Source organism: Pandoraea terrae, assembly GCF_902459695.1.
Lineage (GTDB): Bacteria > Pseudomonadota > Gammaproteobacteria > Burkholderiales > Burkholderiaceae > Pandoraea > Pandoraea terrae.
On record NZ_CABPRZ010000024.1, the window covers coordinates 15,015 to 36,992 of the forward strand.

At 61.8% G+C, this 21,978-nt stretch carries 15 protein-coding genes, 1 tRNA gene and 2 riboswitches; of the genes, 7 read left to right on the forward strand and 9 right to left on the reverse strand.

Annotation, left to right across the window (positions count from 1 at the left end):
- Positions 1-142: 142 nt before the first annotated feature.
- Together PTE30175_RS21930 and PTE30175_RS21935 are read right to left on the reverse strand one after the other, a co-directional pair.
- Positions 143-1,534 (reverse strand): sensor histidine kinase, encoded by a 1,392-nt coding sequence (locus tag PTE30175_RS21930; RefSeq protein WP_224788919.1) that lies wholly within the window; start codon positions 1,532-1,534, stop codon positions 143-145.
- Positions 1,527-2,198: a response regulator gene (locus PTE30175_RS21935; protein ID WP_150699193.1), complete on the reverse strand. Its 672-nt coding sequence runs from the start codon at positions 2,196-2,198 to the stop codon at positions 1,527-1,529. The genes PTE30175_RS21930 and PTE30175_RS21935 overlap by 8 nt, the downstream gene beginning before the upstream one ends.
- 284 nt (positions 2,199-2,482) lie before the next feature.
- Here PTE30175_RS21935 and PTE30175_RS21940 point away from each other — a divergent pair, with 284 nt between their 5' ends.
- From PTE30175_RS21940 to PTE30175_RS21950, 3 genes are all read left to right on the forward strand, one after another.
- On the forward strand, positions 2,483-3,514 hold the full coding sequence (locus PTE30175_RS21940) for an ABC transporter substrate-binding protein (RefSeq protein ID WP_224788920.1): 1,032 nt from the start codon (positions 2,483-2,485) through the stop codon (positions 3,512-3,514).
- A 204-nt stretch (positions 3,515-3,718) separates the two neighbouring features.
- Positions 3,719-4,504: an ABC transporter ATP-binding protein gene (locus PTE30175_RS21945; RefSeq protein ID WP_150699249.1), complete on the forward strand. Its 786-nt coding sequence runs from the start codon at positions 3,719-3,721 to the stop codon at positions 4,502-4,504.
- Between the two features lie 35 nt (positions 4,505-4,539).
- A complete protein-coding gene (locus tag PTE30175_RS21950) occupies positions 4,540-5,412 on the forward strand; it encodes an ABC transporter permease (RefSeq protein WP_150699195.1) in 873 nt (290 codons plus the stop codon).
- 93 nt (positions 5,413-5,505) lie between these two features.
- Here PTE30175_RS21950 and PTE30175_RS21955 read toward each other — a convergent pair whose 3' ends face one another.
- The gene (locus tag PTE30175_RS21955) at positions 5,506-6,111 is read right to left on the reverse strand and encodes a BPSL1445 family SYLF domain-containing lipoprotein (protein WP_150699196.1); all 606 of its coding nucleotides are present in this window, start codon (positions 6,109-6,111) and stop codon (positions 5,506-5,508) included.
- Between the two features lie 662 nt (positions 6,112-6,773).
- Between PTE30175_RS21955 and PTE30175_RS21960 the strand changes: the two genes are divergently transcribed.
- Positions 6,774-7,046 carry a hypothetical protein gene (locus PTE30175_RS21960; RefSeq protein WP_150699197.1) on the forward strand — a complete coding sequence of 91 codons (273 nt, stop codon included), beginning with the start codon at positions 6,774-6,776 and terminating at the stop codon, positions 7,044-7,046.
- A gap of 852 nt (positions 7,047-7,898) precedes the next feature.
- Here the strand turns inward: PTE30175_RS21960 and PTE30175_RS21965 are convergent.
- The 4 genes from PTE30175_RS21965 to PTE30175_RS21980 form a co-directional block, all read right to left on the reverse strand.
- On the reverse strand, positions 7,899-9,023 hold the full coding sequence (locus tag PTE30175_RS21965; protein ID WP_150699198.1) for a helix-turn-helix domain-containing protein: 1,125 nt from the start codon (positions 9,021-9,023) through the stop codon (positions 7,899-7,901).
- On the reverse strand, positions 9,016-9,345 hold the full coding sequence (locus PTE30175_RS21970) for a type II toxin-antitoxin system RelE/ParE family toxin (RefSeq protein ID WP_150699199.1): 330 nt from the start codon (positions 9,343-9,345) through the stop codon (positions 9,016-9,018). The genes PTE30175_RS21965 and PTE30175_RS21970 overlap by 8 nt, the downstream gene beginning before the upstream one ends.
- 1,001 nt (positions 9,346-10,346) lie before the next feature.
- Entirely contained in the window at positions 10,347-13,997 is a 3,651-nt protein-coding gene (locus PTE30175_RS21975) for an ATP-binding protein (RefSeq protein ID WP_150699200.1), read from the reverse strand.
- 783 nt (positions 13,998-14,780) lie between these two features.
- Positions 14,781-14,856: transfer RNA gene (locus PTE30175_RS21980), tRNA-Arg, on the reverse strand.
- A gap of 390 nt (positions 14,857-15,246) precedes the next feature.
- Here PTE30175_RS21980 and PTE30175_RS21985 point away from each other — a divergent pair.
- On the forward strand, positions 15,247-16,131 hold the full coding sequence (locus PTE30175_RS21985; RefSeq protein ID WP_150699201.1) for a c-type cytochrome: 885 nt from the start codon (positions 15,247-15,249) through the stop codon (positions 16,129-16,131).
- Between the two features lie 77 nt (positions 16,132-16,208).
- On the opposite strand, the gene PTE30175_RS21990 is transcribed toward PTE30175_RS21985, so the two are convergent.
- Positions 16,209-16,988 carry a metallophosphoesterase gene (locus PTE30175_RS21990; RefSeq protein WP_150699202.1) on the reverse strand — a complete coding sequence of 260 codons (780 nt, stop codon included), beginning with the start codon at positions 16,986-16,988 and terminating at the stop codon, positions 16,209-16,211.
- Between the two features lie 359 nt (positions 16,989-17,347).
- Positions 17,348-19,444: a UvrD-helicase domain-containing protein gene (locus PTE30175_RS21995; RefSeq protein ID WP_150699203.1), complete on the reverse strand. Its 2,097-nt coding sequence runs from the start codon at positions 19,442-19,444 to the stop codon at positions 17,348-17,350.
- A 189-nt stretch (positions 19,445-19,633) separates the two neighbouring features.
- On the opposite strand from PTE30175_RS21995, the gene PTE30175_RS22000 reads away from it, so the two are divergent.
- Both PTE30175_RS22000 and gcvT read left to right on the forward strand, forming a co-directional pair.
- The gene (locus PTE30175_RS22000; RefSeq protein ID WP_150699204.1) at positions 19,634-20,473 is read left to right on the forward strand and encodes a hypothetical protein; all 840 of its coding nucleotides are present in this window, start codon (positions 19,634-19,636) and stop codon (positions 20,471-20,473) included.
- Between the two features lie 47 nt (positions 20,474-20,520).
- A riboswitch (glycine riboswitch) is annotated at positions 20,521-20,617 on the forward strand.
- Between the two features lie 7 nt (positions 20,618-20,624).
- Positions 20,625-20,737: riboswitch (glycine riboswitch) on the forward strand.
- 82 nt (positions 20,738-20,819) lie between these two features.
- Entirely contained in the window at positions 20,820-21,926 is a 1,107-nt protein-coding gene (gcvT, locus tag PTE30175_RS22005; RefSeq protein WP_150699205.1) for a glycine cleavage system aminomethyltransferase GcvT, read from the forward strand.
- Positions 21,927-21,978: the final 52 nt, after the last annotated feature.

The following is a 21,978-nucleotide window of genomic DNA, read 5'->3' on the forward strand; positions in this document are numbered from 1 at the left end:
CCTAAATATATCAGGGTTTGTCCTAGCGCTGGTAGTTGAGCGCATGTTTCAAGCGACGCTTTCCAATATAGCCGATTGTTACGGCGTTCTTTTTTGATGGACTTCATACTAGTTGCGACGCCGCTGGCATGGGCCTAAGGGTTTACGCGTGGGTGGCGTCCCCGATGTCGAGGGGGAGCGTGACACAGACAGTCAAGCCTTGCCCCTGCGCATCCGGGCCGAGCGTCACCGTGCCCTGACTGGCAGTCACGATTTCCTTGACGATCGCAAGCCCGAGGCCGGTCCCTTCCTGGCCCGGGGCGGCGTTGCGATAGAAGCGCTCGAATACGCGCTGACGCGCTTCGGCGTGAATCCCCGGACCGTTGTCGATCACCGAAAGACGCGAGTGCGCAGTGTCCTGGGTAATCGAAACGGTGACACGGCCGCCGTCCGGAATATAGCGGATCGCATTATCGACGAGGTTCATGACCATCGCGTGAAACAGTTCCACATTGCCGCTGACCCAGACGTGTGGAGCGTCGCACTCGAAACCGAGGTCGATGTTGCGCCGCTGGGCCAGCGCGACCAGTTCCTCCAGCACGCCGGCCGCTACCGCGGCCAGATCCACGCGCTGGCGCGAGAACGCGGGCGTGTCGGACGATTCGGCCTGCGACAGGAGCAGGAGCTTGTTGGTCAGATCGGTCATGCCCCGGCTGCTCGTTTGCATCGCCCGGATGACGTCGGCCAGCGCCGCGCGGTCCTCGAGCCGGGCGGCAAACTGGAGTTGCGTATCGATGAGCGTGAGCGGCGTGCGTAACTGATGGGCGGCGTCGGCAATGAAGCGGCGTTGCTGTGCGGCCTGCGCGGAAAGGCGCTGGATGCACAGGTTGATGGCATCGACGATCGGCCTCAGCTCCGTCTGCAGCTGGCCCGCGCGGATCGGCACAAGTTCTTGCGGCGAGCGTCCGGCGACTTCGTCTTTCAGGCGGATCAGCGGGCGCAGTTCGACGGTCAGGCCGATCAGGACCAGCACGGCTGCCAGCGCGGCCATCGCGATCTGCCGGTGCAGCGAGGGTTCCCACAATGCCGTGACCATCTGGTCATGCGCCCGCATGGTTTCGGCCACCACAATCGCCACGCGATGCGGCACGCCCGAATCGTACATCGTGCGGACATAGCTCACGACCCGCAGCGGCTCGTCGTTGAACGTGATCGTGTGATACGCCGGCGGCACGGCCGGGAACAGCGGCGGATGCGGAAAATCGGGCGGCCCGGCGAGCAGGCGTCCCTCTTCCGTGATGACCTGGTAGTACACGCGGTCACGCTCGGGCGAGGCGAACAGTTCGAGCGCAGACGGCGGGATCGGCGCGCGCAAGGTTCCGTCGACCCAGGCCAGCTCGCCCGCGATGACCTGCGCGGACGTCAGCAGGGCGCGATCCTGTACCAGTTCGGCCGTATCGCGCGCGCTGTGCCACGCCATCCACGCGCTGCCGCCGATATAGAGCGACAGGGGCAGCATCAGCCACATCAGCAACCGTACGCGCAGGCTAAGCATCTTTTTCCCGCAGAAGATAGCCCAGGCCGCGCAGCGTCATGATTGCGGCGCGGCACGGTTCGAGCTTCTTGCGCAGCCGGTGGATGTAGATTTCGATGGCGTCCGCGCTCGGTTCGTCGTCCAACCCGAAGACGCCGTCCATCAACGCGGTTTTCGAGACGGTCTTGCCTTGGCGGCGCATGAGGATTTCCAGCACGGCATGCTCGCGCGCCGGCAAGGCCAGCGGCACGCCCGCGATGGCGAATTGCCGTGTGCCGGTGTTGTATACGAGATCGGCGCAGACCAGTTCGGCCCCTTGCTCGGGCGCCTGGCGCCGCACGAGCGCCTTGATGCGCGCGATCAGCTCCCGGACCTCGAAGGGCTTGACGAGATAATCGTCCGCCCCCGCGCCAAGGCAATCGACCTTTTCGTCGACGGACCCGCTGGCGGTGAGGATCAGCACCGGCACATTATTGCGGCGCTCGCGCAGCCGGCGCAGCACATGCTTGCCGCCAAGCTTGGGTAACATCAGGTCGAGCAGCACGACATCGTAGGTTTCCGTCTGCAGCAGACGGTCGGCCACATCTCCGTCGCGCGCCGTGTCGACGGTGAAATTGTTCTCGCGCAGCATGCGCGTGAGCCAATGGGCGAGCGTCTCGTTGTCTTCGATCAGCAGTAGTTTCATGACGCCGGCGGCTCCTCAAACGAACGTGTCGCGCATCTTGCCATGGTTGTCCGACGGCCGGGGCGCAGTCCTGCAATGCTGCGGCGCAACACGTCCGGTAGTGCCGTAAACCTCGGGAAGACCCTTGGAGAAAACCATCACCTAGCGAAAGCTTGTTGAAAGATTCGCTCTTCTACAATGCCAGCGTGGCAATACAGGATCGCGCGGCAAACGCAGATGCGCTATTCGCCCATTATCCCTATAACGATGGAGACACCACAATGCGTGCATGCCTTGGCATTCGTATGCCCAAAGCTTTCGTCAAATCCGCTTCGCTGGCCGCCGCTGTTGGCGTCTCGCTCGCGCTGAGCGCCACGCCGTCGTTTGCCGCCGATACCGGCAAGATCACGATCATGGTCGGCGGCATTACGAAGATGATCTATCTGCCGGCCAAGCTGGCCGACCAGCTCGGATATTTCAAGGAAGAAGGGTTGAACGTCGAGCTGCTGTCGCAGCCGGCGGGCGTCGATGCCGAAAATGAACTGCTGGCCGGCGCAGTGCAGGCCGTCGTCGGTTTCTATGACCATGCGATCGATCTGCAGAGCAAGGGCAAGGAAATCCAGGCGATTGTCGTGTTCGGCCAGGTGCCGGGCGAAGTCGAGCTGGTCAACGCCAAAAGCCGTGACACGATCAAGTCCATGGCCGACGTGAAGGGCAAGACCCTGGGCGTCACCGGTCTGGGTTCGTCGACCAACTTCCTGACGCAGTACCTCGCCGCGAAGCACGGCCTGACCTCGGCACAATACACCGTGCTGCCGGTTGGCGCCGACAACACGTTCATCGCCGCGATGAAGCAGAACCGCATCGACGCCGGCATGACCACCGAACCGACCGCCTCGCAGTTGCTCAAGACGGGCGACGCTGCCGTGCTCGTCGACCTGCGTTCGATGGACGGCACCGTTGCTGCGCTGGGCGGCGCTTATCCGGCATCGAGCCTGTACGTGCAACGCGCGTGGCTCGACAACCACAAGCCTGAAGCGCAGAAGCTGGCGCGTGCGTTCGTGAAGACCTTGAAGTTCATCAACACGCACAGCGCGGCGGAGATTGCCGAGAAGATGCCGAAGGACTACTACGGCAAGAACAAGGAACTCTACGTGCAGGCGCTGCAGAACTCGCTGCCGATGTACTCGCCCGACGGCAAGATGCCGGTTGGCGGCCCGGAGACCGTGCTGAAGGTGCTGTCGGCCTTCAACCCGAACGTCAAGGGCAAGCATATCGACCTGTCGAAGACGTACACCAACGAATTCGTTTCGTCGGCGGCTGTCGCCGCCAAGTGATCGCCGGCCAGGCGAGCCCCGATTGACCGTAGTTCCCGGCGCACGGCCCCCGACGTGTGGCCGGGACAGCCGCCCACGGCAGCGCTTGCATGCGCTGCCGTGAGGACCGGCTCACCCTGAGAAAGGACCAAGGGTATGCAAGAGACACTGAATCCGCCCGTAAAACCGGCCGCTGCGCCAGCTTCGAGCTCGAGCACCTCGGCGGTGACGCGCGACACGCCGGCCATCGAATTCAACAACGTGTCGTGCCGCTTCATTTCGCCGGACGGCAAGGCGACCGTGGCACTGCGCGAATTCAGCATGAGCGTGGCGCGCGGCGAGTTTGTCGCGATCGTTGGCCCGACCGGCTGCGGCAAGTCGACCACGCTGTCGATGATCACCGGCCTGCTCAAGCCGACCACTGGCAGCGTGCGTGTGATGGGCCAGCCCGTCAACGGCATCGATCCGCGTATCGGCTTCGTGTTCCAGAACGACGCCGTCTTCCCGTGGCGCAGCGTGCGCGACAACGTCGCAGCCGGTCCGCTGTTCCGCGGGCAATCGAAAACCGCGGCCTACGCGCTGGCGGATCAGTGGATCCGCAAGGTCGGGCTCGACAAGTTCGGCGACCACTACCCGCATCAGCTCTCGGGCGGGATGCGCAAGCGCGTGGCGCTGGCGCAGACATTCATCAACGGCCCCGAAATCCTGCTGATGGACGAACCGTTCTCGGCGCTCGACATGCAGACGCGCACGCTGATGCAGGACGAACTGCTGCAACTGTGGTCGTCGACGTCCGGTTCGGTCGTATTCGTTACCCACGATCTGGAAGAGGCGATTGCGCTGGCCGATCGCGTGTTCGTGTTGACGGCCCGCCCGGCCACGCTCAAGAGCGTCTATACCATCGACCTGCCGCGCCCGCGTGTAATGTCGGAAATCCGGTACGAACAACGCTTTATCGACATCTCGCGCGAGATCTGGAACGACCTGCGCGACGAAGTGAAGATTGGCTGAACGACAAATGCAGTGGCAAGGAACAGGGTGTAAACATGAGTGAACAGGTATTGACGGGCGGCACGAACGCCCTGAGCGAAGCCGAGCTGGCTCGCGAAGAGGCCGCGGCGCAGCGCCGCATCAAACAACGGCGCGCGCTGGTGATTTTCCTGCGCGTGGCGATTCTGGTCGTTGGCCTGGGCGGCTGGGAAGTCGCGGCGCGGGTCGGCTGGATCGATCCGTTCTTCTTTTCGCAACCGAGCCTGATCGTCGAGCAGATTTATGAATGGTGCCTGAACGGCACGTCGCAAGGCCCGTTGTGGGCGCAGGTACTGGTGACGCTGGAAGAAACGGCGCTTGGCTTCCTGATCGGCGCGGTCGCCGGCGTGATCTGCGGCATTCTGCTGGGCCGCAACAAGCTGCTGTCGGACGTTTTCAGTCTGTACATCCAGATCGCCAACTCGATTCCGCGCGTCGTGCTCGGCTCGATTTTCGTGATCGCCTTCGGTCTGGGCATGGCCTCGAAGGTCGCCCTGGCGGTGGTGATGGTGTTCTTCGTCGTGTTCGGCAACGCGTTCCAGGGTGTGCGCGAGGCGGACCGTTACATGATCGCGAATGCGCAGATTCTGGGCGCCTCACGCCGTCAGGTGACGATGTCGGTGGTGATTCCGTCGGCGCTGTCGTGGATCCTGGCCAGCTTGCACGTGAGCTTCGGCTTTGCGCTGGTTGGTGCGGTGGTCGGCGAATTCCTCGGTTCGAAGCAGGGTATCGGGCTGTTGATCTCGACGGCGCAGGGCGCGTTCAACGCCAGTGGCGTGTTTGCGGCAATGATCGTGCTGGCGGCCGTGGCGCTTGCTGCGGATTACCTGCTGACGTCGCTTGAAAAGCGGCTGCTGAAGTGGCGTCCGGCGGCGTTCAGCAACGAGTGAGCCTGACCGCGCGCGGTCTGTAGCAAGCACAAACGGCGATGCCACCCGCATCGCCGTTTTCTATTTGCCGGAGACATTCCGGCGCCGCAGGCGTCAGATATTGAGCCGCGAGACCTTCGTGCCTTCGACGTTGAGGTTGGCCATGAGGCCTGCGTTCGTCATGACGATCACCTGCACCGGCGCGGTGGCCGTGTTGGTATCGATCGAACCGCTCGCGCCGACCTTGACCAGCGCGACGGATGCGTCTGCGCCGACTGTCCAGCCGTCGCGGCGCTGGAACGTGTCGAGGGCGTCCTGCGTCATGAACAGGAAGATGACGGCCTTCGACTGCGCGCCGATCTGCAGGCCAAACGAGGCGGTGACGGTGTTGTAGTAACCCTGCGTTGCGCCGCCGGTACGCAGCGCACCTTCGCCGTACTCGCCGCCGACCACGAAGCCGGCCGCCAGCACGGACGGGAACACCAGCACGCCGCGGGCCTTGCCGACCAGTTCGCGAGAGCCCTTGACGGTCGAGAAGAGTCGATCCAGGGTGTTGTTCACGCCAGAGTCGATTTCGCGGCGTTTGTTGGCATTGGTGCCGGCGTTGGTTGCTACGCCGCCGGAAGTCTGGGACGTGGTGGTGGTCGAACACCCGGCGAGGGCCAGTGCGGCACCGGCGAGCGCCGCGGTCGAGGTCAACAGGAATTGTCGTTTCTGCATATCTCCCTCCAATAACGTGAGCGCCGGGACCCGGCGGCTGGAACGTGCTTGCGTGGGTGAGGCGCATGAAAGCGGGGCACAGATGTATTTTCGATTATGCGGCCCCTAAAGACATTGTCAAGGAAGGTGGGGGATAAGTTCCGCCAAAAGTGGTCTATCTGTTGCGTTGTAGGTGTCTACCTACATGAACCGCCCCGGATTTTGAGGAGGCGCCAACGCTTGAAAGAATGGAGCCATGAAGCAACCAATCAAGTTTTCCCTGGAAGTTCGCGAGCGCGCGGTTCGCATGGTCAGATATGTCCCGCTGGCGGTATCGGAAAACTCCGAAAATGCCAAGAAGCGCCTATATTTGCTTGTACGGAGCGTGTGCCACCGCTAATCTTTTCCTGTCGCGACCCAATCGCGACTCGGGAGTGAGATCCTGACATGATTAATTAGGGGCACACGGCCGCGCTTGCGCGGTCCGTCGTGCACTGACTGCGTTCGCCATTTCTCTTTGGGCGGGTTCAGGCTGGGCGACCTTCGGGTCGGCCGTCAATCCCTATGATCATGCGGTATCTCACCCCGGCCTGATGCCCGCCCACCCGTTCGTCCTCTGATCGATCTACCTCCACGACAGCGCAACGCGGGCGCAATTTGACTTTGCCGTAAGGAGATTGACCATGGAAGAAGCACGTCACCTCCCCCCCGATGACGAAATTGAGGCCCGCATTCCTGAGCATGCGGATGATGAAATCGTTCGCTTGTGCGACATCACTAGTCGCATCGTCGCGCTCGCTGCGATTGGCGGACAGGGCAGCATTGCTTCGCTTGACGATAAGTTTATCTACGCGTTTTTTGAGCAGATGGAAGACTTGTCCAAGGAGGCGCACGACCTAGCCGACATTGTCGCCAACAAGCGATTCAGCGAGGCGACCGCCCACTGGGAAAGCTGATATTCAGAGGACGTAGTCATCCAGATTCGCCGGGCCGCTCGCGCTGACCGGCGTTTTTTTGGTGAGCCGTGACTTGTCCGTTGGGAGATTTCCACTGCTGTGCTTTTGATAACTTGGCAGTTCTGCCCGTTGGCTTGGTGTCCGGATGAACGTTCTCAAAATTTCTCGATGACAGCCGCTAAACGCCGTAGTTTCTTATTATATTTCGAGGAAAGTTAACGAATTTCGAGTCTGAATTGCCGCGCTGGAGCGACAGCGTAGGGCGAATTCACCACGCGTACCTGGCAAAAATCGGGCCACATTACACAACCAATTAATTTTACTAATGATTTTCATGTTGGCCGATTCGAATGATATTGCGATCGGCCGAAAACGTTTCATTGCTGAAACGAGGCTGCTGGATTTGGGGTGACTCTGAAGATTTGCGTTTTGGTGTCGCGCACGCGATGGGATGTGATTTGCGCGCGCTTGGACCGGAGGCGTTGTTGAGAGAGCTGCAACCCGCAAACTGACGATATGGCGATGTGCTTGGAAGCCCGGCGCTTGCGTATTCCTGCATTTGGCATCAGTCGGATCGGTGACGGGTCCACCTTGATCGGTGATCACGTTCGCTGGTTGCGCCCGGCGAACCGCAGCGACGAGGCGCAGGACGCGACCCATTGCGGCCCGCCAGGCCAAAGACATCGCTGGCCGGTACCAGTCCTATTTGAGACAGAGGGGCATCTTGTGCGATCAGCGCAGTTGCGCGTTTGAATCGCTTACATCTGGTTGCGACGTACACCCTTAATAATACCGGCATTGCCCAAATCGCTGAACTTCATCTGGCGCCAGCCGGGCTTCAAAGCGTTCAGCTCAGACATCAGCGCCTTCCGTAAAGCGAAAGCTTTGCTTAAGGTCGTTCATCCACGAAGGATCGATCAGACCGTCATGCTGCAAACGCCCCACCACGATGCCAGGATGGACGCCACTTTGGCGGGCAAAGGCTTCCACCGCCGCCTTGCTGCGGAGGCTGGCCAGCGCGATCGTGTGTCGGGGTGGAATCAGCCAGTCTCCAGCCCACTGGTTGGCTTCATGCTCCTGCGGGTCATCCGTATGGCTCGCATTGGGGTCGTCGAGGAATACCGACTTCTTGTCTTCCTTGGTGTTGGCATGAAGCAGGATATGTGCAGCCTCGTGGAAAAGGGTGAACCAGAACTTGTCGTTAGTCTTGCCGTATAGCGAGAGCTGGATCACTGGCCGCGTAGGACTGAGCCAGCGCGCTACGCCGCTGACATGGGCGCGCGGAATGGCAGGTACCAGCACCAGGGCAACGCCTGCCTCATGCAGCAGCTTGCGCAGTTGCGGTTCGAACACCTCGGGCGGCTCGCAGGTCAGACTGCGGATGGTCGTTAGGGCCTTTTCGAAGCCGGCTCTGTCGTACTTCGGCCCGTCCAGCTTTTCGGCTTGCTGTTCGCCCAAGCGCAGCCAAGCCGAGATGGCGCCGATGTCGCTTTGCTCCGCTCGACTGCGCCGGAACGCCACCTGCATGCCACCATAATGCGCGCGCCAATCATCCGGTGAGGCCACGCCAAAGAAGCGCAGGCAGGCATCAACCAAGCCAGGCTTGTGTTTGGCATCGTTGCGCACTTTCGGGATGGCGCCGCTCGTCATCAAATCCTTGATGGGCAATTCATCCAGCCACGATACCCAGTCAGCGTGGGCACGGGCAGCCTCCAGGCGGGCACAGTGCTCGCGGTACTTTGCCTCGCGCGCCAGCCAGAAGCCCGCGTTACTGCCCAGCACGCGCTCAAGGCGCAGGGCTGCATCGTGAGTGAGAGGCACCCGGCCGTTGATCAGTTGGCTGATATGCTTTTCGGTATAACCCAGACGCTTGGCCAGTTCGGTCTGTGTCCAGCCGCGTTCCTCGATCAGGTCGAGGATGGTATCGCCAGGAGGGGAGACCCAGTCTGGCGCGAAAGGAGCACTCAACTCAGTCATGATAATCCCCTATGTATTCAATGCAGACGATGGTGACTTGGGACCAATCGATGTCGCCATCCGGGCGGGTCGGACAAGGATCATGATCCGGGGCAAACACCAGACGCCAGCCGCCCGCTAGGCCGAGCGCGAATTGCCCTGCGCGATCTCCTTTAAGCGGATGGGGGCTGCCGGCGACCAGTTCGGTGACCCGAGTGGCTGCCTCCAGATCGCTCAGGCGGGTGCGCAGCTTACGCGCGCAGGCCGTCCCGAGTTTTTTCTCGGCGACGGCCTGCTTCTCACAGAGTTCACGGATTTTCTTGTCCTTAAAGTTGATCTCCAAGGCAGCCTCATTATATCAAACTTTACCTAATAGGTAAATTCAAGGGTCGCGTTCCTGGCGTGGCATCACTCGTTGTCATCCAGCGCATCCAGCGTTTCCGCCAAGGCGTTCAGCTGCTGTCAGAAGGCGCGATCTTCGCTTTGCCATCGCGTCCATCCCCCCGGGGTGACGCAGAGTGTTCGCGACCTCCAAAAGGTGGCTCTCGATCCGACTCGGTGTGATTTTAGGAAAGCTCACAATCTAGTCCGTCCTGCTCGCGTCATGCACTTGTGCCCATAGTCGTTGTTTCGCGCCCCTTCCGAGCGAGACCTAAATAAGCGGCACGTCTCCCGTGGCAGCAGATGGGCTGCATGCCGGCGACGCTATGCTGTAGGGCGCGACCCAACGGATCGAACTCGATCCCACGTCACGTAGTCAAAAACGAATCCGGAGTCGGGTAAGCTCCCCCTGTGAAGATTCGCACCGGCGACAGATCTATCTGAATGAAGTTTGGGAGCGCGCACGAGTGCCGCATTGTACGGCATCGCGTTGTCCTTTCTGACTGCATTTATTTGCAGCGGGATGTTGCGCTTTCGCGCTATCTGCTCTAGGCGCTGGACTGGCCGTCCGGCGCAGCGGAGGACTGCCTCTTCATGTCCGATTGCTGCTTGTTGCGAAGGTCGCATGTCGACACATAGCGGAACTTCGAGAGGGCAACAGCAGACATTCGGCTTTGCTTTTTCGCGGTAATCGAGCAAAGTGCAGCCTGGGAATGCTCCCGTGTGCCTCTCAGTCTCATGAAGGTCTTGACCCGTGGGACGCGGCACCTCGGAAACGCTCACCCTTCGCATTGAGAGTCAGAGCAGCGACGAATGATACGTGACGCGGCTGCTGCACTCCACGCTGTACCCGTGAACCTCCGCGTAGAGCATTGCTTCTTTGCGTTTCTGGACAGCGGGAACAGTTTGAATTGGGATGCGCATGCCGCGCCGGAGGTGGAGTGTACGGTCGCAATATCCCCATTAACTCAAGGTCCGGCGAAAGATGTTGAATTGGACCAGATTAAGAATCTCGTCGGCATCCAGTATGTCAGACACAGCCACCTTCAATTGCGCAAATTCGAAGCGGGTGCCATCTTCGGAAAGAACGCTCCCAACGATCTTGAGGGCAAACAGGGACTTCTTCTCCTTGAGCCAGTCGAACAACGCGGCAATCAGGTCCTCTCGCTTTGCGCCTACACGCATCTTTACCTCGAGCCAGTGGTATGCATTCCAAATCACTCCTTTGCTCAGGTCGCTCTCGAGATCGGAGAAGTCGATCATTGTGCGACCGAGCACACGCCTGGTCAAATCGGAGTCAAGGCCGCGCAGAACTGGCTCCAGATGCTCGCGAGCGTAGTCGAGCCAGCCGCGTTTGTTGCAGGTTTCCCACAAGCTGAACAAGTCGGACTCCGATAGCAACTGAAAGTACGGCTGAATGACTTGAAGTTGCTGCAGTCGCGCAATACCGTCTCGACGTTGGATACGAATGCCGGCGGTGAACGAGAAGTGCTTGAACAATGCGCGAGGTTGAGGGGCGTCGGCAACCGCTGCTCTGACAAGCTCGACAAGCTTCGGGGTGGCGATGCACAGGGCGACTTGCAGGAACTCCGGAATGTGACGAATTTCGTTCCATACGGGCATCAGAAGGCTTTCGCCCGTCGCTGGATCGAGCCTGAGGATGAGCTCAGGCACGATCCAGCCGCCCTTACTCTCACGCTCTGTGGCGTTGGATCCAGCGACTTCCTTGACTGTCTTTCCGAGTGCCTCGGTCAGCTCTTCGGTCCAGATGTAGCGACCAGCTTGCCACCAGTAGGACGGTTTCTCCTCAATCTTCTCAAGGAGTTGGGAAACGACTGTCAGGTCCTGTCTTCTCGTTCGAGCCCACACGGCATCGTCATACCTCACGTCGTCGCGGTTGATCGCCCGAGCGACATTCACATCATCCAGGCCGACACTCACTTCCCAGAGGGAGAAGGCTTGCTTACGCAGGTGCTCGTCATTGCGATGATCAGCCGAGATTGAGAGCAATCGCTGCTTGCTCTCAATCGACATGCGCTGACCCCGCTCTTCAAAAAGACGCCGCCACTCATCCTTTAGAAAATGATCGATAATGCCGCCCTCGCCAGCCTCGCGACGGCGGTGCGCTAGGTATTCGACCTCGTGTTGAACGGCAACCGGATCATCGACGCCCTTTAGCATGAACGTAATAGGCCACCGCAAGGCTTCCGACCGCTTGGCCCTCTCGACGAAATACGGAAGGGCCGACTTGGGTACGTGATCTCGGAACTTCCAGGCAATACCATGAGCGGCTAGGCTATTACGTTTGCTGCGACCGAACTCATCTTGGGTGTCGGGTAGCGCCTCCCAAGCATCGCAAACGGGGCCAAGCGTCGCTTCCGCCTCATCGCCACAGACGCGTGCCGCTGCCCAGAGGAACGCCTCTAAGTCCCTTTCCTCAGCTGTAAGCCGCCATGCTTCCCGTATCGAACTGGCGAGGGCCGGGTCTGCGATGTAGCCAGCCAGCAACAACGCGCCTCGACGCTGCTGGTTAGGCAGTCCCGGAGTCTCCAACGCGGCGCCGACGGCCTTCATCAAGCCGCGGCCGTACTTGTGTCGCACATGGTCTACCAGCTCCTGGCGCCCTGGGATGGAGGTATCAAACGGATATTCCGTCAACCATTTAAAGCCAGCACTGACGTCACCGTTGCGGAACCTCGCCTCGAAGTACGGTTGCCGCATGTCGCCATCCGTGAAATGCGACGTAAGTTTGGTGACGACTTGAGAGTCGATCTCTGCCAGGACGGCGAGTCCCAAATTGCGTCGGGAGAAGAAGATGTCGCCTCGATGTTCTTCCAACTTGACCCATTGCTCAATTGCATTGGCTGCGGTGGCCACATAGTCGCTGCTGTTCGCGACGGCGTGCTTCAACGCGTAGCAGGCAACGAGGGGACTACCGTCCATGATCCAACGCAGACGTTCCAGGGGAAGTCTTCTTGTCGCAGCAGCCATACCTACAATTTCAGCAAAGTACGGATCCGACAGGTATGTAGCATCGATCTCCGTTGCAAGCTGTTGACCCACGGCGTCGGCAAGTAAGTGGTAGAGCACCCGATCGTGCCTAGCCTCAAGAACTTCCCCTCGGCTGCTTTTTGACAGGCGAAGCAGCCGACCACTTGCAAGAAGGGCCCGCAAGGCGGCCAACTGCACGCTTTCTCCCAGCCAGGTCTGCACATCACGCCAGGTAGGCTGAAAAATTCGCCGCTCCAGCATTTGTAGCCCGAGCGCACGAACAGCATCCTCGAAGTCAGTGGTCGTTAGCGAAGTCTTCAACGCAGCACGTTCCAGCTCGTCTGCAGCGTATTGAGCGATGACGTCCTGAGATGGGGCGCTTGTGCGCGGATCATGCAGCCCGATGAGCAGAGGGTCGTTGCCGAGTGCCTGGGCAAGGGCCGAGGCGGCGAGATCGTCCATCGGTCGCGCCAAAAGCGCGCTCCGTCGTTTGACCGCCTCACACGCCTCTTCTTCGGTGTAGAGGCCGACTACGTGCACGATTCCCGCCTTGTTCACCTCATCCTTCTTTTCGATCGCCGCGAGAAATCGCGGCCAGACAGGACAGACCAGGCGCCAGCGAGCTCCCTGAGCTCCTGAAACCTTCTGCAGTGCCCAACTGGCGAGCTTGTTAAGCAACCGTTCTGTGTTCTCTGATCGGTTGATGTCCTCGACAACCACCACGAGCGGTTGCATCTCAGAGCACAACTCGAGCGCTCGCGTGCCGGAATGAGGTTCCAAATAGGGCGAGTAACGGCGCAACTCGATGTCCAGCGCCTCCTCGATCGTTGCCGCGCGCATGACGGTCTGGTCCTCTAGCACGATGCCGGGCTGGTTTCGCTGAAGTGCCGTGGACAAGGCGTCCAGACAAATGGTCGTTTTGCCCATGCCCGAGGCGCCGGACAGTAGTGTGTGTCCAGACAGATCAGCCAGATGTCGGTCGACCAGTGCACCCTCGTCTGTCACAGCCGGTCGAGACGCTAAGGATTTCCGGCCAATGCGAAGTAGTTCTTGCATCGACAGGCGGGTTGGCTCGATGCCTAAGTACTTGAATCGAATTGCTTGCCCGTCTGGATGTGTGTCCAGGAACTGCGCGAGGCGCGAGGCCGACCAGACGTCGAGCGTGACATCGTTGGCCTGCGCCAACGCTTCGGCCTTCACGCGCAGCTCCGCCGGCTCCTCGCGATTGCAGGTAAGCGCCAAGGTGGCCTTCAGGCCAGCGTACTGCTCACGTAGCTTCTTGATCTCCTCGATCGCTTTGACAAGGTCTCCCGCCGGCTGCGTTGGCTGGCCGCCCCTCTTGCGAGGCTTCACCGTAGACGGGACGTGCAGCCATTTCCCTTCGAGGTCCTTTCGTGCTGCAGTGGTGTGGGCTCCCGCGACTAGCATTGCCCCGTCGTTTGCATGGATCCAGCCAACGTTGTCAAGGGGGGCCTTGACGGTCTTGCCGTCAGTGTTCACCCCTTGGTGTGAAAGGTTTGCATAGAGGCTTGGCTTGGCAGCACGCAGTACCGAGGTTGCGATGCGTTCGAACTGTGCGGCATCAGTGATGGCCGCAAGCTTGGTGACCGTTTCGTTGGACATTAGGTGCTCTTTTGGAAGACACAAGTCACGTTATTGTGACGCGAAATCCGCCGCTTCCGACAGTTCCTGCACCTACTGAGACCTCTGAGGACTGCTCGCGCCAGTGGGCGGCCTTTGTCGCTCTTGGTGCCATGGGCCGAGCGAGCCAGAAAAAGGGTGGGTTCCGACCAGCGACCGCTCTTCGAGACCAATGTCACTGACAGCTTCTGGCGGACCTGAGGAACTTGCCATCGTTAACTTCCGTTCCCGTATTGATTGCGCCGGTTTCTGTGTTGTCAGTTATTACCACCGAACCCGATGGCAAGGGCGAGCCGAAACGACCGATCACGGCCTCCGGTCCCGCTGATGATGAAAGCTCGAATATGCAGAGCTTCCGGAAGGGCCGATGCTGTTTCGGATACCTGCGGGGTTACATACTGGCAATTGTAACTATTGCCATTTCTGGGAAAAAATCTATCCGACACGGTGCAAGGCGTGCCCGACCCCTGAATTGGGTGGCCCCCTTGGGGTGGTCCTTCGGCAAAAGAATTCTTTCGATATCGGGGAGTCGACGCTGACGCTGGGCGCTCGAATTAGTATCACGTTGCCCAAAGGCGAACAGTTTGATGGGTTGGGGGGTAGACCGGAAATTTGCGCGGGCCGTTGCGCTTGATGTCGCTTTGGAGAAAGGGTAACGGTCCTGCCCCGGCGTCCCGTGGATGGGAAAAACCTACACAGCACCTACATGCCGACCGGAAGGACAGGTGGCACAACAGGGCAGGTGTTCTAACCGATTGATTTGATTGGCGCGCCCGACTGGAATCGAACCAGTGACCCTCGGCTTCGGAGGCCGATACTCTATCCCCTGAGCTACGGGCGCGATGCAGACGGCAAAAGGACCGCGAACGCGGTGCCGGCTGGCAAAGAGGTAGAAGCATAGCCGGTTTGTGCGCTGCCGTCCATGCCCGGCGCATGATCTGACACACGTGCGGGCAATTTCCCGCCAAACGTCACGAAATCGTCTTGTTGCATCGCGGCACGTCTCGCCCTCCGACGCGTCTCCCATGGTGCGGAATCCGTGCGCAACCACGGCTTTGCCTTGCTGCAAGCTAGGGAAAACACGGGACTTTTGCGGCGCTGCCGCATCCCTATGCGATGTCTATCGCCGAGTGTTTGTCGCTATAATGGCTCGTTAATTTGACTGGACGGCGAAGCAGCCCTCCGGCGTGAAGCACTCGGTTTCCACAAAAAATCACATTGAGAGATCCGCATGAGTGAAGCACAAAACGAGCATGAGTCCCCGATCAAAACGCCCAAGCAGTTGATCGCCGCAATCGTTGCCGGTTTCGTTGTTCCGATCGTCATTATCGTCCTGCTCGTCAATTATGTCGGCAACGCCGCCCGCACCGGCGCCGGCAGTTCGGCCATGACCGAACAGTCCATCGCCGAACGGATCGCCCCAGTCGCCAAGGTTGAAGTCAAGGACGCCAGCGCGCCGCGCGTCTATCAGACGGGCGAGCAAGTCTACAAGGCCGTTTGCGCGGCGTGTCACGCCACCGGCGCCGCTGGCGCCCCGAAGGTCGGTTCCGCCGACTGGGCACCGCGTCTCACCCAGGGCTACGACGGATTGCTCAAGGTCGCCCTCGCCGGCAAAGGCGCCATGCCTGCCCGCGGCGGTACCAGCCCCGACGACGTGAGCGACTATGAACTCGGCCGCGCCATTGTCTACATGGCCAACGCCTCAGGCGGCAAACTGTCCGAACCGGCCGCTCCGGCCCAGCCTGCCGCCGGTGCTTCCGCGCCGACGGCCGCCGCCGCGCCGGCTTCCGGCGACACCGCCGCCGCAGCAGCGGCAGCGACCGCCATGGCATCGCTCAAGACCGCAGCCCCGGCGGCCGCCGGCGGCAGCAGCGCCGACGCCGGCAAGAAGCTGTACGACACCGTTTGCATGGCCTGCCACGCCAGCGGCGTCATGAATGCGCCGAAATTCGGCGACAAGGCTGCCTGGGCCCCCCGCATCAAGACCGGCATGGATACGCTGCACAATGCCGCGCTGAAGGGCCTCAATGCGATGCCGCCGAAGGGCGGTGCGTCCACGGCGTCCGACGACGACGTCAAGGCCGCCGTCGACTACATGGTCAACGCAGCGAAGTAAGCGCACCATACGTCAGACATGAAAAACCCCGCTCCGGCGGGGTTAATTTTGTTAATGCGGGAGAAGCAACGGCCAAGCTAAACCGTCGCGCAGAATCCGGGATCGAACGCGGCGTTTTCAATGCGTCCGTCGAATGCATAACCGCGCGGATTGCAAACCACGCGCGTGTCGCCGAGCCGGTAGTCGAATGAGTCATGCGTATGCCCATGGACCCAGAGTGCAGCGCCCGAGCCGGCTACGAGCGTGTCCAAGTCGGAAATGAACGCCGGATTGACGAGCGAATCGGCAAAGCGCGGGTGAATACTCTTCGGACTCGGCGCGTGATGGGTAACGATCACCGTGGCCTGTCCCGGATTCGACCGTGTCAGTTGCTCGCGCAGCCAGGCGACATTGCGGGCGCACAGCGCGGCCGAGTCCGCGGGCGAGAAATAGGGCGCCACGGTACCGTCAGCGGCCGGTTCCGCCACGCGGATCCGCGTGAAATCGCGTACGAACCGGATCGATTCGACCAGCACGTCATCATGCTTGCCAGCGGCATCGTAAAGCGCGAAATCGGTCCAGAGCGTCGTCCCGAGAAAGCGCACCCCGTCGATGACCACGGCTTCGCAGTCAAGGACATGCACGTTCGTTCCCTCGGCCAGTTGCCGCAATGCGCGCAGCGTTTCGCCGAGCGAGCTGCCGTAGAACTCATGATTGCCGGGCACGTACACGACAGGCTGCGAGAATCCCCGGGCCCATTCGATCGCCTGCTGCGGACGGGCGATATCGCCGGCGAGAATGACCACATCGGCGTCGCCGGCCGGCAGCGCCATCGGCGCGACAGACAAATGCAAGTCGGACAGGATCTGCAGTTTCACACTAGGCTCCAGGGGGATTGAGCACGACGGCATGCTGAAGACTATCGCCCGCACGAAGCTCATGGTCAAGGTCTCTTTGCCCATGCGGCGCGCCCATCCTATAGTGGAGATTCACTTTCAGTGACGGAGGGCCTATGCGGAAAATGTTCGTCGCCTTGGCGGTGTGTGTCGCAGGACTCTTGAGTGTCGTGGTAATGAGCCCGGCTTCGGCTTGCGATCAAACCAGCAGCTCTGGCGGCGGCAAGTAGCGCGTTGCTCATTGGCGCGGTTGCCGGGTCCGTCAATCCGGGTAGATTCCCGCGTCATCCCTACGATTTGCCCCCCGCTCGCGGGGGGCTTCGCATTTTCGGGCAGGCTTTTTACTGCGCCGGCGGCTTGCCACCCCCGGCGAGCATCGCCTTGAGGCTGGCCAGACGGTCCTTCGGACTCATCGGCGCTTCTTCCGGCGCTGGCGGCGGCGCTTCCTCGAGTTGCATTTCCGGCACGAACCGCGACACCTGGCAGATGGTCGTCTCGCGCGCACGCTTGCGCTGCTTGCACCACGACAGCTGCAGTGAACGCTGTGCGCGCGTGATGCCGACATACATCAGGCGGCGCTCTTCCTCGATCTTCTCGTCCGTCAGGTCTTCGTCGTCGCGAATGCTCGGCAGGATGCCTTCCTCGACGCCGACCAGGAACACGTGCGGATACTCGAGCCCTTTCGAGGCGTGAAGCGTCGACAGGCGCACGGCATCGGGGTCTTCCTCGCGGCCTTCGAGCATCGACATCAGGGCGACGGTCTGCGTCAGCTCCATCAGGCTCTTGCCTTCGTCGCCGAAGCCGTCCGCGTTATCGAATCCGGTCTGTACCTCGCCTTCGCCTGGCGGGCGCGTCCCTTTGCGTTTGAGCCATTCGATGAACTCGAGCGCGTTGGTCCAGCGCGACTGCGCCTGACGTTCGTCGAACGTATCGTAAAGGTAGGCTTCGTAGTGAATGCCTTCCATCAGATCGCTGATGACTTCCGTGGCCGGATCGCGCTCGGCCCGCGCCGTGATGCGCTGGATGAAGTCCGCGAACGCACGCAGGGGCTCGAGCTGGCGCGGCTGCAGCCGCGCCTCGATCGCGCCCATGTAGACGGCCTCGAACAGCGACACCTTGGCGAGACCGGCAAAGCTGCCCAGCGTCTCCAGCGTGGTGCTGCCGACGCCCCGGCGCGGCGTGGTGACCGCGCGGATGAACGCGGGATCGTCGTCGGGATTCGCGATCAGCCGCAAATAGGCGCACAGGTCCTTGATCTCGGCCTTGTCGAAGAACGATTGACCGCCCGAGAGGACATAAGGGATGCGTTCGCGCCGCAGAATCTGTTCGAAAATGCGCGCCTGATGGTTGCCGCGGTACAGGATCGCGTAATCGCGAAACTCCGCACGGCGTTCGAATTTGTGCGCCGACAGACGGAACACGACCGATTCGGCCTCGTGTTCCTCATCGTTCATGCCCGTGACCGTGATCGGATCGCCGAGGCCGTGCTCGCTCCATAGCCGCTTCTCGAACAATTTCGGATTTTTCGAGATGACGTTGTTCGCGGCGGCCAGGATGCGCGACGTCGAACGATAGTTCTGTTCGAGCTTGATGACCTTCAGCGCCGGAAAATCGACCTGCAACTGCTTGAGGTTCTCCAGCGTGGCGCCGCGCCAGCCATAGATGGCCTGATCGTCGTCGCCGACCGCGGTGAACGCCGCGCGCGGCCCGGCCAGCAGCTTGACCAGCATGTACTGGCAGGTGTTGGTGTCCTGGTATTCGTCGATCAGCAGGTAGCGCAGCTTGTTCTGCCAGCGCTCGCGCACTTCTTCGTCGCGCGCGAACAACTCGGCGGGCAGACGGATCAGGTCGTCGAAATCGACCGCCTGATACGCCTGCAGTGTCGCCACATAGTTTCGATAGACCATGGCGGCCTGGTGCTCGTCGGCGTTTTCGGCGGCCGCCAGCGCCGTTTCAGGCTTCACAAGGCCATTCTTCCACAGCGAAATCGCCGTCTGCACGCCGCGAATCAACTGCTTGTCCGTGGTGCCGAGCTGTTCCTGGATGAGCGCGAAGCAATCGTCGGAATCCATGATCGAGAAGCCGGGCTTGAGTCCGAGGTTCTCGGCCTCGCGGCGCAGGATCTGCACGCCGAGCGAGTGGAACGTACACACCGTCAATTGATTGACGGGCACCTTGCGGCCTTCCTTGCCGGGCGTGGTCAGCGTTTTGCCTTCGAGCAGCTTGCCGACGCGTTCGCGCATTTCGGCGGCGGCCTTGTTCGTGAACGTGACGGCTGCGATGTGCTTGGGCTCGAAGCCCTTGGTCTCGATCAGCCACGCGATCTTCTGCGTAATGACGCGCGTCTTGCCGCTGCCGGCGCCGGCGAGCACGAGGCACGGGCCGTCGAAGTAGCGTACCGCCTCATTTTGGGCGGGATTCAGCGGAAAGGCGGACATGGCGGGATGGGGAAGAAAGACAGACAGACGGGCGGGGCGGGGAAGTTTACCACGCGGGCGGGGCGGTTCGGCCGAATCCGCGCCGGTGCGGCGCCTGCGCCACGTCATCGCCGTATCAGGCGCGCAAACGCTGGCGGCGGCGCCGCGCTACCCTATAATCGGCTCGTTGCAATCCAGGTCGGGGTCGCCGTGCAGTGTCCAGCGTGTGGTTCGACGAATGTCCCGGAAGCGGCGCGTTGTGCGGCGTGCGGCGCAGCATTGCCTGCGGCCGATGCCGTCCCCGATTCGCCGCGTGCGGGCCGTTCCGGCGAGCCGGCCTGGTTGACGGGCAGTCTGATCGTCGGGACAGCGGTCCTGGCGGCCGCCGCGCTGATCGGCATCTGGTGGAATCTGCGCGCACCTTACGTCGATCCGGTGCCGGTGGCGCGCGGGCCGGCGGTGGCGCCGTTCACCACTGCCGCGCCTGTGCCGCCGCCCATGGCCGCGTCTGCCGATACGGCGGCTGCCACCCCGGCGGCGCCGGTCGGGGCTGACGTCGTGCATCGGGATGCCGACGTCCTCGCGGCGCCCAATGCCAGCCTGGCGAGTGCCGTGGCCACCGGCGCTTCGTCGGCCGAAGCGCCGATTGCGGCATCACCGCCGGCGCCCGCACCCGCGCAATCCGCAGCTTCCGATGACGACATGGTGGTGCGGCTCAGCAAACGCCCCGGCGCGGCACCCGGACGCCCGGCCGGCGGGGCGAGCGGTGATCTCCCGGCGCATCTCAACGGCGACGGCGACACATTGGCCGACGTCCCGGGACGCACCGCGGCCGCCGCCGGTGCCAACACCGCCAACGTGCCGGCATCCGGGCCTGCGCATGCCGCAAACGCCCACAGCATCGCCGCGCGCCTCGCGCAGTGCGAGCGTTTCCGCTGGTACGAGGTCATTCCGAAGCAGCAATGCATCTGGGCCATCTGCGACGGCCACTGGGGCAAGGATGGCTGCCCGGCGGGCAAGCCCCGGACGGCACCACTGGACCAGCATTGATCTCGCGACGCAAATTGACACGTCCGGCCATTCCCCGGTAAAGTTCGCCTGCGTGGTCGGGAGAGCGCGCCGGGAAGCACATGCCGGCGCCGCCGAAGGGGTAACACCCGTAAACTCTCAGGCATAAAGGACCGGCCCGCCGAAGGCATTGCCTTCGATCTCTGGAGAGCGGCTGCGGCAATCTGCCGGCAGCCCACCGAAGGGGCGCGCGCAAAGTCTTCGAGACCGCGCAATCTCTCAGGTACCAAGGACAGAGGGGTCATCCCAGCATCTGGCAGTACGCCTTGTGGCGTATGCGGCCGGGCGCCGGGATGACCCCTTTTGTTTTTCCGGACCCGAGGCCCTGATGACCGAACTCAAACGTACTCCGCTCAACGAAACGCACCGCGCGGCCGGCGCTCGCATGGTCGATTTCGGCGGCTGGGACATGCCCGTCAATTACGGTTCCCAGATCGAGGAGCACAACGCCGTGCGCACCGACGCCGGCATGTTCGACGTCTCGCACATGTGCGTGGTGGACCTGCATGGTCCGAGCTGCCGCGAATTCCTCCGGTACGCCGTGGCCAACAACGTCGACAAGCTGCAAACGCCGGGCAAGGCCCTCTATACGTGCATGCTCAACCCGGCCGGCGGCGTCATCGACGATCTCATCATCTATTTCATCGCCGAAGACTGGTTCCGTATCGTCGTCAATGCCGGCACCGCCGACAAGGACATCACGTGGCTTGGCCAGCTCAACGCCCACGGCGACTACAGCCTGACCATCACCCCGCGCCGGGACCTGTCAATCGTCGCCGTGCAGGGCCCCAACGCCCGTGCGAAGACGTGGGCCGCCGCGCCGGCCATCAAGGCCGCGAGCGAACTGCTCAAGCCGTTCAACGCGGCGTTTGTGCGCGACACCCCGTTCGGCGAGATCATGGTCGCCCGCACCGGCTACACCGGTGAAGACGGCTTCGAACTGGTAGTGCCGGCCGACCACGTCGTGGCGCTGTGGAAGGCGCTGGTGGACGCCGGCGTGCGTCCGGCAGGCCTGGGCGCGCGCGATACGCTGCGCCTCGAAGCCGGCATGAACCTGTACGGACAGGACATGGACGACAACGTCTCGCCGCTCGACGCCGGTCTTGGCTGGACGGTCGAGCTCCAGAGCGAGCGCACTTTCGTCGGCAAGGACGCGCTGCAAACGCAGGGCCAGACCTCGCGTTTCGCCGGCCTCGTTCTCGAGGGCAAGGGCGGCGTGCTGCGCGCGCACCAGACCGTCGTCACGGCCCTTGGCGACGGCGAAATCACCAGCGGCACCTTCAGTCCGAGCCTGCAGCAATCGATCGCGTTTGCGCGCCTGCCGAAGGGCGTCGCGGACGGCGCGACCGTCCAAGTGCAAATTCGTGACAAGCAATTGCCCGCACGTGTGGTCAAATTGCCATTCGTGCGTCACGGCAAGGCTGTCGTCGCGTAAGCGGCGCGGCCTGATGGCACGACTTCATCCCAGCGACACAGAATACTGAAAA

What these genes read in the sequence shown, in the direction of transcription:
- PTE30175_RS21930 (WP_224788919.1), bottom strand. Translation starts at nt 1,534, where the DNA reads ATGCTTAGCCTGCGCGTACGGTTGCTGATGTGGCTGATGCTGCCCCTG.
- PTE30175_RS21935 (WP_150699193.1), bottom strand. Translation starts at nt 2,198, where the DNA reads ATGAAACTACTGCTGATCGAAGACAACGAGACGCTCGCCCATTGGCTC.
- PTE30175_RS21940 (WP_224788920.1), top strand. Translation starts at nt 2,483, where the DNA reads ATGCCCAAAGCTTTCGTCAAATCCGCTTCGCTGGCCGCCGCTGTTGGC.
- PTE30175_RS21950 (WP_150699195.1), top strand. Translation starts at nt 4,540, where the DNA reads ATGAGTGAACAGGTATTGACGGGCGGCACGAACGCCCTGAGCGAAGCC.
- PTE30175_RS21955 (WP_150699196.1), bottom strand. Translation starts at nt 6,111, where the DNA reads ATGCAGAAACGACAATTCCTGTTGACCTCGACCGCGGCGCTCGCCGGT.
- PTE30175_RS21960 (WP_150699197.1), top strand. Translation starts at nt 6,774, where the DNA reads ATGGAAGAAGCACGTCACCTCCCCCCCGATGACGAAATTGAGGCCCGC.
- PTE30175_RS21965 (WP_150699198.1), bottom strand. Translation starts at nt 9,023, where the DNA reads ATGACTGAGTTGAGTGCTCCTTTCGCGCCAGACTGGGTCTCCCCTCCT.
- PTE30175_RS21975 (WP_150699200.1), bottom strand. Translation starts at nt 13,997, where the DNA reads ATGTCCAACGAAACGGTCACCAAGCTTGCGGCCATCACTGATGCCGCA.
- PTE30175_RS21985 (WP_150699201.1), top strand. Translation starts at nt 15,247, where the DNA reads ATGAGTGAAGCACAAAACGAGCATGAGTCCCCGATCAAAACGCCCAAG.
- PTE30175_RS21995 (WP_150699203.1), bottom strand. Translation starts at nt 19,444, where the DNA reads ATGTCCGCCTTTCCGCTGAATCCCGCCCAAAATGAGGCGGTACGCTAC.
- gcvT (WP_150699205.1), top strand. Translation starts at nt 20,820, where the DNA reads ATGACCGAACTCAAACGTACTCCGCTCAACGAAACGCACCGCGCGGCC.